Origin of the sequence: Lutimaribacter marinistellae, from assembly GCF_042648365.1 — a bacterium.
In the GTDB taxonomy this organism is placed as follows: domain Bacteria; phylum Pseudomonadota; class Alphaproteobacteria; order Rhodobacterales; family Rhodobacteraceae; genus Lutimaribacter_A; species Lutimaribacter_A marinistellae.
In genome coordinates, this window is sequence record NZ_JBHRXI010000010.1 from 1 (window position 1) to 12,694 (window position 12,694).

Here is a 12,694-nt window from a genome sequence, read left to right on the forward strand (position 1 = left end):
TACTTGGTGATCGCTGCCGTCAGCGTCGTCTTGCCGTGGTCAACATGGCCAATCGTGCCGATGTTCACATGCGGTTTCGTACGCTCAAACTTTTCCTTTGCCATATCCTCAGGCGCCCTTTTGCGGTTCGGGGGACCTTTGGTCCCGAGTTGCTGATTTGCTACTGCGCGCGGGGCATATTGGGTTCAACGGGGAAAATCAAGCACATCCTGCATATGGCAGGCCCGGTCGCCTAGCCTTGTGCCGGTGCCGTGGCGGCCGGAGTGCCCGGCGCATCGGGCCGCCTGGCGAACCAGCCGTTTTCGTTGTGCATTTCCACCAACCAGTCCTCGATCTGTCCAACCGCGTTGCGCGACAGCCCGAGGAGTTGCTCTTCTTTGCTGCGCGTATTCCCCGAACCGATAATCGCGGAATCGGCCGTGGTCGTCTCGAAGACGGTGAACTGCTTTACTTCGGGGTTCAGCTTCTGTGCCCGTGCGTCGTCCCAGACGGTGACGTTGATGATCAAGGCCGATTTGGGGCTGTAGACCACCGGCACACCTGGGGGGGCCAGCATGTAACCCTCGACGCTGATACCGAGGTGATAAAGCTGCGACCCCTGGTAACGGGAAAACCTCTCGTCAACTGCGGTGCGCAGGGCGGTAACCCACTCCTCTTCGGTCGCATCGCGCGAGATGGGGCCCTTTTGCATCTTGGAGGCCACCACCACGTTGTGGCCGAGGCTGAATTCGCCCAACCGCTCCAGCGGTTCGTCCGGAGTGGCGGATGTGCAAGCCGCCAGGATCGACATCCCGACGAGAAGGGTAGCGATGCGCAGCATTGTGAACGGGCCTCGATCTGTCTTGGTTTCAGGGGATGTACCGCGCTACCGCCTCCGATGCAAAGCGGCTGGGCAAGGAATCCCACGGATGCGGCTGCTATGTCACGTGAACTTGTAGCTTTTCGGAAAGCCGTGGGGTGGCCTCTTGCCGACGCTGGCCCGCTTGGCCAGCCATTGGCTCAGATCGGTCTCGTGCCGGGTTCTGTCCCCCCCCATCGACCACCGCAGACCTTCGGCCAAGTCAAAGGTGGTGACGTCGGACAAACCGCCATCCAGCTCCAGAGCGCCCTGTTTGCCGCGGGCCATGTTGTATTTCTGAAGCCGGACGCCCTTGCCACGCGTCATTTCGGGCAGTTCCTCGACCGGGAACACAAGGAACTTGCCATTCTGCGAGACGACGGCCACGTGATCGCCCTCGACCGGTTTGCAGATCAGCGCGCGGTCGTCATCCTTGACGTTGAGCACCTGCTTGCCGGCACGGGTCTGGGCCGCGACCTCGCCTTCGGGTACGATAAAGCCATTCCCAGCGGTCGACGCGACCAGCAGCTTGCGGTCAGGACGGTGAATCAGGATGTCGATGATCTGAGCCTCGTTCGGCAGATCGACCATGAGGCGCAAGGGTTCACCCATGCCCCGCCCACCTGGCAGGTTGGCGGCGCTGACGGTGTAGAAACGGCCATTGCTGGCAAAGATCAGCAGCCGGTCCGTGGTTTCGGCGTGGAAGATGAAGCGGGGCCCATCACCGTCCTTGAATTTCAGCTCACGGTTCAGGTCGATATGGCCGGTCATGGCGCGGATCCAGCCCATTTGCGAACAGACCACAGTGATCGGCTCGCGGTCGATCATCGCTTCAAGCGGGACCTCTTCGATCTCGCCCGCCTCTTCAAGGCGGGTGCGACGTGCGCCGCCCTCGTAATCCCTGCCAAAGGTCTTTTTCGTCTCTTTCAGCTGCTCGGCGATGCGTTGCCACTGCAGCCCGTCATCCGCCAGCAAATCTTCGAGTCCAGCCCGCTCTTCCATCAGGGCGTCGCGCTCGCGGACCAGTTCCATCTCTTCAAGCCGGCGCAAGCTGCGCAGGCGCATGTTGAGGATGGCATCGACCTGCACTTCGGAAAGCTCGCCCTCTCCCATTGCCGGAGCGACGTAATCCGCCTCGTTCATTGCGCGGGGATGATCCAGCGACCAGTCTTCGCGCATCAAAGCGGCCTTGGGATCCTCGTCATAGCGGATGATGTCGATCACGCGGTCGAGGTTCAGAAAGGCGACGATGAACCCTTCCAGCACCTCCAGTCGGTGGTCGATCTTGGCAAGGCGGTGCCGCGACCGGCGCTGGAGAACCTCGCGCCTGTGATCGAGGAAGGCGCGCAGCACTTCCTTCATCGAGCAGACCTTGGGTGTCACACCGTCGATCAGCACGTTCATGTTGAGCGAGAAGCGCACTTCGAGGTCCGAGTTGCGGAACAACATGCCCATCAGGACATCGGGCTCGACATTCTTGGACCGCGGCTCGAGGATCAGGCGGATGTCGTCCGCGCTTTCGTCACGGACATCAGCCAGAATCGGGATCTTCTTGGTCTGGATCAGCTCCGCGATCTTTTCGATCAGGCGCGACTTCTGCACCTGGTAGGGGATTTCGGTGACGACGATCTGCCACTGTCCCCGCCCCAGATCCTCGACCTCGTACTTGCAGCGCAGGCGGAACGAACCACGCCCCGTGCGATAGGCCTGCGCGATGCTTTCAGGCGGTTCGACGATGACGCCCCCGGTAGGGAAATCCGGCCCCGGCACGTAATTCAGCAGGGTGTCGTCGCGTGCATCCGGTGTCTTGATGAGATGCAGGCACGCGTCGCAAAGCTCGGAGATGTTGTGCGGCGGGATGTTCGTCGCCATGCCCACGGCGATACCGCTGGCGCCATTCGCCAGAAGGTTCGGGAAGGTGGCGGGCAGCACGACAGGCTCGGTCAGCGTGCCGTCGTAATTGTCTCGGAAATCGACCGCATCCTCGTTGAGTCCTTCAAGCAGGGCCTCGGCGACGATGGTCATGCGCGCTTCGGTGTATCGGCTGGCCGCGGGGTTGTCGCCGTCGATATTGCCAAAGTTCCCCTGCCCGTCCACGAGCGGGTAGCGCACATTGAAATCCTGCGCCAGGCGCGCCATCGCGTCATAAATCGCCGCGTCGCCGTGTGGGTGATAGTTACCCATCACGTCGCCCGAGATCTTGGCCGACTTGCGGAACCCGCCCGAAGAACTCAGCCGCAGCTCGCGCATCGCATACAGGATGCGCCGGTGAACGGGTTTGAGCCCGTCCCGCGCGTCGGGCAACGCGCGGTGCATGATCGTGCTGAGAGCATAGGTCAGGTAACGCTCGCCGATTGCGCGGCGAAGCGGCTCGGCCAGTTGGCGCCCATCGGGAGAAGTCATGTCGGGATCATCGAGAGTGTCGCTCATGGATCGTGTGATACGTCCACGCGGCGCGCTGAGCAAGCGCCGCATCGTCAGTTGCGGGCCACGTCATGTCCGGGCAACGGCCCGGGCCTGCTCCGCTGATTTTTGCGACGAAGCTGTGTATAATGGTCCGCGCTGCTTGTCCGAAGAGATTCGGAACAATTTTATTACTGCCGACGTTCTTTGTTTCAGTTGAAAACGCTGCCTTTGGGGGGTCGCCGCATGCCAAAATATATAATCGTCAGTTTCCTGTTTCTCGGGCTCGCCTTCTACGAGTTGAGCGGTGGCGCCGATTTCGAGCCGCGCGGGACACGCCCCGCCGCCGAAGAGCGGGTCGCACGCGCAGAACCCGTTGAGCCAGTCACCAAGCGCGCACCGAAACAGGACCGTGCGCAAGACATCGTCGCCAAGCAGGTCATATCCACACGAAACGCGCCCGCTGTTGCGGCCGATGACAATACCGAACTCACGACGGCCGAAGCCAACAGCGAAGGCCTGCTGCGTGTCGCGGCCGGATACAACACTGATTTCGGCTTTGACAGCGATCCGACCCGTACGATCACCCTTGCCTCTTTGGGCCAGACCACCACGTCGCTTCAGGTCGTGCGCGACAGCCCGCTGCGAAACCGTCAGGTCGCCACACCTGCCGCTGCGGAATACGTGTCGCCCGGCGCGGCCACTACCCCCGAAGTACAGCGCGACATCCGCGAAGTTACCGGCACTCGCGTGAACATGCGTATGGGGCCGGGAACGAACTACCCTGTCATCACACGCTTGAACCTCGGGCATGAGGTCGAAGTGCTGGAAAGCGGAAACGGCTGGCTGCGACTGCGCGTGCTTCCGGAACAGACGGTGGGATGGATCTCGGCTTCCCTCGTCAGCGACAAGACCGACTGACCCCACATACGGCATTGCCCTTAGACCCCGGCCCGCATAGCAATGGCCGGGGTTTTTCTTTGGGTTTCGCATGACCAGAACGATACTCATCACCGGCTGTTCCTCGGGAATAGGTCTGGATGCGGCGCATGGGCTAAGGGCGCGCGGCTGGAAGGTGTTTGCCTCCTGTCGCAAGCAGGTAGATTGCGACCGTCTTCGCGCGCAAGGCTTCGACAGTCCGCGGATCGACTATGCCGATGCCGAGACCATCCGCAGCGGCCTTGCCGAAGTTCTTGAAAAGACCGATGGCCGTCTGGATGCGGTGTTCAACAACGGCGCGCATGGCCTGCCGGGTGCGGTCGAAGACGTGTCGACCGAGGGCATGCGGCACATATTCGAGGCCAATTTCTTTGGCTGGCACGAGTTGATCCGGCAGGTCGTACCGATAATGCGCCAACAGGGATCGGGACGAATCGTGCAATGCTCCTCGGTTCTGGGCCTCGTCGCCTTCCCTTGGCGGGGCGCTTATGTTGCCACGAAGTTCGCTCTTGAGGGCTACAGCGATACGCTTCGGCTGGAACTGCGCGGCAGCGGGGTGGATGTTGTCCTGATCGAACCCGGGCCGATCACGTCCAAGCTGCGCGAAAAAGCGATCCCTATGTTCGAACGGTTCGTCGACTGGGAAGGTTCGGCGCTGCGGGCACAATACGAAGCGTCGCTGCTGAAACGATTGTACGAAGACAGCGGACCTGACCGGTTCGAACTGCCTGCCGCAGCGGTCACTGCCAAGTTGGCACGCGCGCTGGATGCAAAGCGGCCCCGGCATCGCTACTATGTCACGACACCAACATATGTCGCAGGATACCTGCGCCGCATCCTGCCTACACGTATCATCGACCGAATCCTGGCGGGCATCTGAGACGAAAGAACATGTTCGCTTTTGCTGCCAACCCCGCTAGGTCGTGACCGAACATTTCCCTGACGCGAGGCCGATATGGACCTACTCTTCATCATTCTCCTCTTGGCGATGGCCGCGGTCGTGATCGTGCTGGCCATCGGGATCGGCGGCTTTGCCCAAGGTGGGAAATTCAACGCGAAATACGGAAACAAGATGATGCGTCTGCGTCTGCTCTTTCAGTTCATCGCCGTGGTGCTGATCGTGCTTTACGTAACGCTGAGAGGCATGGGGGGCTCCTGATGGTCGTACTGAACAAGATCTATACGCGCACGGGCGATGGCGGCAAAACCGCGCTCGGCAACGGCGAGCGGGTCGCGAAGTACTCGGGCCGCGTGTCGGCCTATGGCACAGTCGACGAATTGAACGCCTTCGTCGGCGTCGCCCGGCTGGAGGCCGACGGAGAAATGGACGCGGCGCTTGCGCGAATTCAGAACGACCTCTTCGATCTCGGCGCCGATTTCTGCCGCCCCGACATGGATAAAGATGACGAGGCCGAGTACCCGCCCCTGCGCATGATCGCGTCACAAGTCGACCGACTTGAGGCAGAGATCGACGGAATGAACGACAAGCTGGAGCCGCTTCGCAGCTTCATCCTGCCAGGCGGCTCCTCCCTGGCAGCCCATCTGCATGTGTGTCGCACCGTGTCGCGGCGTGCCGAGCGGCTGGCGGTTGAACTTTCGAACATGGAGCCCGTGAACGACGTGGCCGTTCGTTACCTCAACCGCCTAAGCGACTGGTTCTTCGTCGCAGCGCGCACAGCGAATGAATGCGGCACGGCCGATGTCTTGTGGGTTCCGGGCGCGAACCGCTGAAGCAGTGGCCAAGGTCGCGTCCGGCGGAGGTGTTCATCTGCCGTATCGGAACGAAACAGTCTTTCGTGCCGGGACGTCAAATGGCAAAACGCGACGTCCCGGGGTCCTGACGTGACGATTTTGCCCTGTCCCGCGCGGATTGCAGGCGTTATCTGTGCCGGGGAGACCATTTAGGGAGTCGCATCGCGGCTTGCCGTTTCTGGAAGGAGAGAACGCAGCAATGAAGGTACTCGTGCCTGTCAAACGCGTGATTGATTACAACGTGAAGGTTCGCGTCAAAGCGGACGGAAGCGGTGTCGATCTCGCCAACGTAAAGATGTCGATGAATCCCTTCGACGAAATCGCGGTCGAGGAAGCGATCCGTCTCAAGGAAGCCGGCAAGGCTGAAGAGGTCGTCGCGGTTTCCATCGGGGTCAAGCAGGCCCAGGAAACCCTGCGTACGGCACTGGCCATGGGCGCCGATCGGGCGATCCTTGTCGTTGCAGCCGATGACGTGCATCAGGACATCGAGCCGCTCGCCGTCGCGAAGATCCTCGCCAAGATCGTCGAAGAAGAGCAGCCGGGCCTCGTGCTTTGCGGCAAACAGGCGATCGACAACGACATGAACGCGACCGGCCAGATGCTTTCGGCCCTGCTCGGCTGGAGCCAGGCAACCTTTGCCTCCGAGCTCGATATCGAAGGCGACTCCGCCAAGGTCACGCGCGAGGTCGATGGCGGCCTGCAGACCATCAGCGTCAAGATGCCGACCATCGTGACCGTCGACCTGCGCCTGAACGAGCCGCGCTATGCGTCGCTGCCGAACATCATGAAGGCCAAGAAAAAGCCGCTGGATGAGAAGACCGCCGCCGATTATGGCGTCGACGTCGCGCCCCGGCTGGAAATCGTCAAGACCGAGGAGCCGCCGGAGCGGGCCGCCGGAATCATGGTTGGCTCGGTGGACGAGCTGGTGTCGAAACTGAAAGAAGCGGGGGCTGTGTAATGGCTGTACTTCTTCTTGCCGAAGTGACGAATGGCGAACTGTCGATGGACGCCACCGCCAAGGCCGTGACCGCGGCCAAGAAACTGGGCGACGTGACCGTCCTGTGCGCAGGCGCCTCTGCGGCTGCCGCAGGTGAGGCCGCGGCCAAGATCGACGGCGTCGCAAAGGTTCTGGTTGCCGAAGATGCGTCGCTGGGCCATCGCCTTGCGGAATCCACGGCAAAGCTGATCGTGGATCTTGCCGGTGATTACGAGCATATCGTTGCGCCCGCGACCACCGACGCCAAGAACGTGATGCCCCGCGTAGCGGCTCTGCTGGACGCAATGGTGATTTCCGACGCATCGGGCGTCGTCGATGGTTCGACCTTCGAGCGTCCGATCTACGCCGGCAACGCGATCCAGACCGTCAAATCGAACGACGCGAAGAAGGTCGTGACCTTCCGGACGGCAAGCTTCGACGCAGCCGGCGAAGGCGGTTCGGCATCGGTCGAGACCGTTTCCGCTGGCGACAACCCCGGTCTGAGCGAATGGGTCGAGGACAAGGTTGCCGAAAGTGATCGTCCCGAGCTGACCTCAGCCAAGGTTGTCGTGTCCGGCGGCCGCGGTGTCGGCTCTGAAGAGAACTTCGCGATGATAGAGCAACTGGCCGACAAGCTGGGCGCTGCGGTCGGAGCCTCGCGCGCTGCGGTCGACTCGGGCTATGCGCCGAACGACTGGCAGGTGGGTCAGACCGGCAAGGTCGTTGCCCCCGAGCTCTATATCGCGGTCGGCATCTCGGGTGCGATCCAGCACCTCGCCGGCATGAAGGACTCCAAGGTCATCGTCGCGATCAACAAGGACGAAGAGGCACCGATCTTTCAGGTCGCCGATTACGGTCTTGTCGCCGACTTGTTCCAGGCAGTTCCGGAACTGCAGGAAAAGCTGGGCTAAGCCAAACCCGGCCCGATCAATTGAACGGCCCGCAGGTTCTGCGGGCCGTTTTGCGTTCAGGACAGATCCTGCATCAGACTGAACAGCTTTCGCGCGATCATGTCGTGTGTTGCGGGACCGATCAGATGTTCGGCCGCAGGTTGCTGCAAGGTACCGAAAAGCATGTCCTCCACCTCCTCGGACTCCCCCGATGGCCTGACCTCCAACGCCAAAACCGACAGAGCCTTTGGCGCAATTGCCGACACCATGTCCTGCGTCACCAGACATGGATCCGGGCCGAGTGCCCCACCCTGCTGCGTCACGAGATCGCCGGTATAGCGCAAATGCAGGAGAACCACATTGTCACCAAGACGCTCGACCAGCAGACGCATCCGCGCTGTCCAGGCCGTTCTCAATTCATGAGCCACCTCTTCGAAACGGTCGTGGCACAGGATCGCCAGATCGCCAAGCAAGTGCCGAACGAAGTGATATTCGGTGAAGTCCACCTCGGGATAGAGCCGGCGGAGCCGGTCCGATGCGGCTAGGAAGCGATCGTTCCGCCGCGGGTGAACGCGATAGAGCCGGTTGGACAGGCCCGCTGCCCCCGGCAATTGCAGGATGACCAGTTCCGCCTGTGCCGCGATGCGTGGCAGTTCCGGATCGTTGAGCAAGGCGTCGATCCCGAGACCCGGAACACCAAGGTTCACGCAAGGCGCGCCCAGCCGGGCTTCCAACCGGACGGCGAATGGCACGGCAACGAAACGGCCAAAGGTCTCCGTCCCGCCAAGACAGGCAAAGTAAGGCTCCGACAGGTCGCGTTCAGGTCCGCGTACCGGCAGTTTTGATGTGCCATAGTGGCAAGTCTCTTCATCGAGCGCCGAAGCGCCAGCGTAATCGTAACTCATGTCACCCACCAATTTCTTGTTCCCGTATGACAGGCTGACGCAAGGCTCTTGCCAAACCGCTAATGTGCGAATTTGAAGCAAAGGAGAGACGGTCGCCCCTCTTGCCGCCGCCCTGTCCCTGCCGATAAGGTCGCGGCAAGCTGCGACAAGGAACACATTGGAATGGATATTCAGAAGATCGGGGTCATCGGTGCGGGCCAGATGGGCAACGGTATCGCGCATGTCATGGCGTTGGCAGGCTATGACGTGATCCTGACCGATGTCAGCCAACAGGCGCTCGACAATGCCCTGGAGACGATTCGCGGCAACCTTGCCCGGCAGGCCTCCCGGGGGAAGATCCCGGATCAGGATGTCGAAACCGCGATGGGACGGATCGGAACGACACTGACGCTGGCCGAAATCGGGTCGTCGGACCTGGTAATCGAAGCCGCAACCGAACGCGAAACGATCAAGCAGGCGATTTTCGAGGATCTGCAGCCGCACCTTCAGCCGCACACCATTCTGACGTCGAACACGTCATCGATTTCGATAACGCGTCTCGCCAGTCGTACAGACCGGCCGGAACGGTTCATGGGCTTTCATTTCATGAACCCAGTCCCGGTAATGCAACTGGTTGAACTGATCCGGGGAATCGCGACCGACGAGGAAACGTTCAAGTCATGCAAAGCTGTGGTCGACAAGTTGGGCAAGACCGCGGCCAGCGCCGAGGATTTTCCAGCCTTTATCGTCAACCGCATCCTGATGCCGATGATCAACGAGGCGGTTTATACCCTCTACGAGGGGGTCGGAAACGTACAATCCATCGATCAGTCCATGAAACTGGGCGCCAATCATCCAATGGGGCCGTTGGAACTGGCGGATTTCATCGGACTGGACACCTGCCTTGCCATCATGAATGTCCTGCACGATGGTCTTGCTGACACCAAGTATCGCCCCTGCCCGCTTCTGACCAAATACGTCGAGGCTGGTTGGCTGGGCCGCAAGTCGCAGCGCGGCTTTTACGATTACCGTGGAGATACACCGGTGCCGACCCGCTAACGGGTCGATCGCACATCGTCAGCTTCGGGTTTGCCCCAAAGACAGAGTGTGTTCGCGCAACCAGGTCATGAAACCGCGCGGATCACGTTCCAAAAGCTGCATGTCCTGATCGGATACAGGCTCTCCGATCACCGGCGCCTGCGGCTTGTTGCAGGACCGAACGATTTCATGCAGCAAAAGCCCTTGCCGCAGGACTGGCGAGATGCGGTTTGCGATCTGATAGGCGCGGGAGTTCCGGCCGGGGAAATAGATCGGAACAACACGAGCACCCGACCGGCGGATCATCTTGGCCGTAAAAACGTTCCAGTCCCGCTCAAGCGCGGGCCCGAGCCAGCTGTCGGATGACATGACCACGCCCGAAGGGAACAGGGCAACGACGCCGCCCTCACCCAGATGGGCCATCGCCTTGGCGCGCATGTCGAGCATCTTTTTCTGCGCTTCGGGATCGTGCGGAAAAGGAACCGGGATCATGAAGCTTGTCGCGGCCTCGTCTAGCCCGGTCAGAACCGAACGGGTCAGGATCCGGTAATCCTGTCGGACGCGCCCGATCAAATCCGCGAGGATCATGCCATCGACCATGCCATGCGGGTGGTTTGCAACCACCACCACCGGCCCTTCGGTCGGGATGCGCGCAATCTGTTCGGCAGGCGTAAGCAGATCGATTCCCATCGTATCGAGCGCGCCTCGCCAGAACTTGTTCCCGCGATACTGGTCATTCTGTTTTTCGAACTTGTTCACCAGGCGGAGGATAGTGAGCTTACCGGTAACCCACTCGATTGCCTTGATAGCGTTGGCGGTCCAGGCATCGTCAAAGGAATTGGCATAGGTCAGCGTGCGGCGATCATATATCTCGCCAGTCGTCTGGGCCTCGGTTGCCAGACCTGCCTTGCTGTTATGTGCGGTATCCGCCAAGTCTTGCTCTTCCCGTACCTTGCGCCCAAGAGACGCTCAGGCACCTTCACCGAACTTGTCCTGGACCAGGGCCTCGAGCGCATCCGCGAGCGCCTCAGCATCCGGGCCTTGGGTCTCGACGTCAATAGTCGTTCCGCACGATGCTGCCAACATCAAAAGCCCCATGATGCTGTCCCCCGACGCGGAAACGCCATCTTTCGAAACCTCGGCCGACGCGTCGAATGCCTCCACGACTTCGACCAGTTTGGCCGAAGCGCGGGCGTGGAGCCCTTTCTGGTTCACGATCTTCAAGCTGCGATTGACCATTCACGTCCGTCTTTCAATCCAACGTCACGTTTTGTGCGTTGATGTATTTCCTACCTGCTTCCATCGCGCTGCGCACGGCCTCTCCGACGGGAAGGTGGCGGCTTTTCGCCAATTTTATCAACATCGGAAGGTTCGCCCCGTAGAGAATCCGACGATCCGCAGGGGTACAGGCGCGCAGACTGAGATTCGACGGCGATCCTCCGAAAAGATCCGTCACCACAACGACGCCGTCACCGGAATCGACACTGTCGGCGGCCGCGCATATTTCGAGCTGCTTTGCATCGCGATCGTGGTCCGGCTCGATGGAAATGGCCGCAAGCCCGGGCTGCTCTCCCACGACATGCTGCATCGCTGCCAGGTATTCCCGTGCGAGCCCGCCATGCGCCACGATAACTATTCCGATCAAGCTAACCTCACACGCGTTCGCGCCGCTCCAGTTCGCGGTGCCTTATAGACACCGGCTGACCGGTATCCGCAAGCGCATTCGCCATCGCCTCGGTCAACGCGACCGACCGGTGGCGCCCACCGCTGCACCCGAACCCGATCGACAGGTGCGATTTTCCCTCCGCACGGTAGGCTGGCAGCAAGAAAACAAGAAGCTCGCGCACCTTGTCAAAGAACGCTCCATAAGCACGATCGTTCTGGACATATTCGCTGACCTCAGAGCTGCGACCATCCATCGGGCGCAACGACAGCTCCCAATGTGGGTTGCGCAGGAAACGACAGTCAAACACAAGGTCGAGCCCCTGCGGTAGCCCGCGTTTGTAAGAGAATGAGGTGATAGCGACACTCATGTCCCGCCCTGCATCGGGCGCATACCAGCGCTCGACCTCCCGCCGAAGGTCGTGCACGTTCATCGCGCTGGTATCGATCAAAGTGTCCGCCCGTGCGCGCAGCGGCTCGAGCAATGCCAGTTCGCGCGCCACTCCTTCTGTCGGATCAGCGCTTTCGGCCATGGGATGACGGCGGCGTGTTTCCGAATAGCGCCTTAACAGGGTGTCTCTTGTGCAGTCGAGATAGAGGAGCGAAGCGTCGATCCGGTCGCGTGCGGCAAGCCTGTCGATGGTTTCGATAAGCGCCTGGGGAGAGAATTGGCGCGTGCGGGTGTGAATACCCAGTGCCAGCGGCCATTTGCAGTTCTCTTGAGCGACCAGCGTTTCGACAAGATTTAGAGGCAAGTTGTCGACCACGTCAAAGCCCAGATCTTCCAGTGCGTGCAGCGCCGAAGAACGCCCCGCACCGGAGGGGCCTGTCACGATAACGAGCTGTCTTTCGCTGGTCATTCGGGCGTCCCCTCCGGGTGCTGTCGACCCGCTTTCAGGATCTGGATCAGAGATGCCTCAAAATGTGGCGCATCAACGCGTCGAAGCAAGGGGACTTCATGTCCCAAGATGCACTTCGTTCTGTATCGGGGAAGCCGTTCGGTTTCGACTCGATCCATGTCGACAACCCAGCTTGCTCGAACCGGTCCGACAGGATGAGATTTAAGAAGGCCAATGCCGCGCGCCTCGACCAGAGGAGGCAGACCTGCGGGACGAGACAGCCAGATTCCGTCATCACCACGGATAACACGCACCCTGTCATCAGAGATCAGTTCCGCGCCAAGAGCGATCAGGCGCAGGCAAAGTCCGGATTTCCCACTCCCTGAGCCTCCAAGCACGAGCAGCCCCTGCTCGGCAATCGCAACGCTGCTACCGTGGAGAAGCGTTTCAGGGGCGCCATCGGTCACCGCGGC

At 60.8% G+C, this 12,694-nt stretch carries 16 protein-coding genes; 7 read left to right on the forward strand and 9 right to left on the reverse strand.

Features of this window, described 5'->3' with window-relative positions:
* From ACFORG_RS08745 to parC, 3 genes are all read right to left on the reverse strand, one after another.
* Positions 1 to 104 (reverse strand): GTP-binding protein (locus tag ACFORG_RS08745; RefSeq protein ID WP_377181647.1); only part of this gene is annotated, 104 nt, incomplete at its 3' end.
* A 128-nt stretch (positions 105 to 232) separates the two neighbouring features.
* Positions 233 to 820 carry a hypothetical protein gene (locus tag ACFORG_RS08750; RefSeq protein WP_386735038.1) on the reverse strand — a complete coding sequence of 196 codons (588 nt, stop codon included), beginning with the start codon at positions 818 to 820 and terminating at the stop codon, positions 233 to 235.
* A gap of 102 nt (positions 821 to 922) precedes the next feature.
* A complete protein-coding gene (gene parC / locus ACFORG_RS08755; RefSeq protein WP_386735039.1) occupies positions 923 to 3,268 on the reverse strand; it encodes a DNA topoisomerase IV subunit A in 2,346 nt (781 codons plus the stop codon).
* A gap of 219 nt (positions 3,269 to 3,487) precedes the next feature.
* Here parC and ACFORG_RS08760 point away from each other — a divergent pair, with 219 nt between their 5' ends.
* The 6 genes from ACFORG_RS08760 (at position 3,488) to ACFORG_RS08785 (ending at position 7,819) form a co-directional block, all read left to right on the forward strand.
* Entirely contained in the window at positions 3,488 to 4,162 is a 675-nt protein-coding gene (locus ACFORG_RS08760) for an SH3 domain-containing protein (protein WP_386735040.1), read from the forward strand.
* Between the two features lie 70 nt (positions 4,163 to 4,232).
* The gene (locus ACFORG_RS08765; RefSeq protein ID WP_386735041.1) at positions 4,233 to 5,060 is read left to right on the forward strand and encodes an SDR family NAD(P)-dependent oxidoreductase; all 828 of its coding nucleotides are present in this window, start codon (positions 4,233 to 4,235) and stop codon (positions 5,058 to 5,060) included.
* Positions 5,061 to 5,135: 75 nt separating this feature from the next.
* Positions 5,136 to 5,339, forward strand: coding sequence for a twin transmembrane helix small protein (locus ACFORG_RS08770; protein ID WP_386735042.1), 204 nt, complete (start codon positions 5,136 to 5,138; stop codon positions 5,337 to 5,339).
* On the forward strand, positions 5,339 to 5,911 hold the full coding sequence (locus tag ACFORG_RS08775; protein ID WP_386735043.1) for a cob(I)yrinic acid a,c-diamide adenosyltransferase: 573 nt from the start codon (positions 5,339 to 5,341) through the stop codon (positions 5,909 to 5,911). The genes ACFORG_RS08770 and ACFORG_RS08775 overlap by 1 nt, the downstream gene beginning before the upstream one ends.
* A 220-nt stretch (positions 5,912 to 6,131) precedes the next feature.
* Complete coding sequence (locus tag ACFORG_RS08780) at positions 6,132 to 6,890, forward strand: electron transfer flavoprotein subunit beta/FixA family protein (protein WP_386735044.1); 759 nt, start codon at positions 6,132 to 6,134, stop codon at positions 6,888 to 6,890.
* Positions 6,890 to 7,819 (forward strand): electron transfer flavoprotein subunit alpha/FixB family protein, encoded by a 930-nt coding sequence (locus ACFORG_RS08785; RefSeq protein WP_386735045.1) that lies wholly within the window; start codon positions 6,890 to 6,892, stop codon positions 7,817 to 7,819. Before ACFORG_RS08780 ends, ACFORG_RS08785 begins: the two co-directional genes overlap by 1 nt.
* A gap of 56 nt (positions 7,820 to 7,875) precedes the next feature.
* Here the strand turns inward: ACFORG_RS08785 and ACFORG_RS08790 are convergent, their stop codons facing one another.
* Positions 7,876 to 8,703, reverse strand: coding sequence for a DUF6473 family protein (locus ACFORG_RS08790; RefSeq protein WP_386735046.1), 828 nt, complete (start codon positions 8,701 to 8,703; stop codon positions 7,876 to 7,878).
* Positions 8,704 to 8,865: 162 nt separating this feature from the next.
* On the opposite strand from ACFORG_RS08790, the gene ACFORG_RS08795 reads away from it, so the two are divergent.
* Positions 8,866 to 9,741: a 3-hydroxybutyryl-CoA dehydrogenase gene (locus ACFORG_RS08795; RefSeq protein WP_386735047.1), complete on the forward strand. Its 876-nt coding sequence runs from the start codon at positions 8,866 to 8,868 to the stop codon at positions 9,739 to 9,741.
* A gap of 18 nt (positions 9,742 to 9,759) precedes the next feature.
* Here the strand turns inward: ACFORG_RS08795 and ACFORG_RS08800 are convergent, their stop codons facing one another.
* The 5 genes from ACFORG_RS08800 to ACFORG_RS08820 are packed head-to-tail and all read right to left on the reverse strand — an operon-like array spanning position 9,760 to position 12,688.
* On the reverse strand, positions 9,760 to 10,653 hold the full coding sequence (locus ACFORG_RS08800) for a lysophospholipid acyltransferase family protein (protein WP_386735048.1): 894 nt from the start codon (positions 10,651 to 10,653) through the stop codon (positions 9,760 to 9,762).
* 36 nt (positions 10,654 to 10,689) lie between these two features.
* Positions 10,690 to 10,959: an HPr family phosphocarrier protein gene (locus ACFORG_RS08805; RefSeq protein WP_386735049.1), complete on the reverse strand. Its 270-nt coding sequence runs from the start codon at positions 10,957 to 10,959 to the stop codon at positions 10,690 to 10,692.
* A gap of 13 nt (positions 10,960 to 10,972) precedes the next feature.
* A complete protein-coding gene (locus ACFORG_RS08810; protein ID WP_386735050.1) occupies positions 10,973 to 11,365 on the reverse strand; it encodes a PTS sugar transporter subunit IIA in 393 nt (130 codons plus the stop codon).
* Positions 11,366 to 11,372: 7 nt separating this feature from the next.
* Entirely contained in the window at positions 11,373 to 12,242 is an 870-nt protein-coding gene (gene rapZ, locus ACFORG_RS08815; RefSeq protein ID WP_386735051.1) for an RNase adapter RapZ, read from the reverse strand.
* Complete coding sequence (locus ACFORG_RS08820) at positions 12,239 to 12,688, reverse strand: HPr kinase/phosphorylase (RefSeq protein WP_386735052.1); 450 nt, start codon at positions 12,686 to 12,688, stop codon at positions 12,239 to 12,241. The genes rapZ and ACFORG_RS08820 overlap by 4 nt, the downstream gene beginning before the upstream one ends.
* Positions 12,689 to 12,694 lie beyond the last annotated feature (6 nt).

Excerpts from the sequence above, each read along its gene's own strand:
- ACFORG_RS08750 (WP_386735038.1), bottom strand. The coding sequence starts at position 820 with ATGCTGCGCATCGCTACCCTTCTCGTCGGGATGTCGATCCTGGCGGCT.
- parC (WP_386735039.1), bottom strand. The coding sequence starts at position 3,268 with ATGAGCGACACTCTCGATGATCCCGACATGACTTCTCCCGATGGGCGC.
- ACFORG_RS08760 (WP_386735040.1), top strand. The coding sequence starts at position 3,488 with ATGCCAAAATATATAATCGTCAGTTTCCTGTTTCTCGGGCTCGCCTTC.
- ACFORG_RS08765 (WP_386735041.1), top strand. The coding sequence starts at position 4,233 with ATGACCAGAACGATACTCATCACCGGCTGTTCCTCGGGAATAGGTCTG.
- ACFORG_RS08770 (WP_386735042.1), top strand. The coding sequence starts at position 5,136 with ATGGACCTACTCTTCATCATTCTCCTCTTGGCGATGGCCGCGGTCGTG.
- ACFORG_RS08775 (WP_386735043.1), top strand. The coding sequence starts at position 5,339 with ATGGTCGTACTGAACAAGATCTATACGCGCACGGGCGATGGCGGCAAA.
- ACFORG_RS08780 (WP_386735044.1), top strand. The coding sequence starts at position 6,132 with ATGAAGGTACTCGTGCCTGTCAAACGCGTGATTGATTACAACGTGAAG.
- ACFORG_RS08785 (WP_386735045.1), top strand. The coding sequence starts at position 6,890 with ATGGCTGTACTTCTTCTTGCCGAAGTGACGAATGGCGAACTGTCGATG.
- ACFORG_RS08790 (WP_386735046.1), bottom strand. The coding sequence starts at position 8,703 with ATGAGTTACGATTACGCTGGCGCTTCGGCGCTCGATGAAGAGACTTGC.
- ACFORG_RS08795 (WP_386735047.1), top strand. The coding sequence starts at position 8,866 with ATGGATATTCAGAAGATCGGGGTCATCGGTGCGGGCCAGATGGGCAAC.
- ACFORG_RS08805 (WP_386735049.1), bottom strand. The coding sequence starts at position 10,959 with ATGGTCAATCGCAGCTTGAAGATCGTGAACCAGAAAGGGCTCCACGCC.
- rapZ (WP_386735051.1), bottom strand. The coding sequence starts at position 12,242 with ATGACCAGCGAAAGACAGCTCGTTATCGTGACAGGCCCCTCCGGTGCG.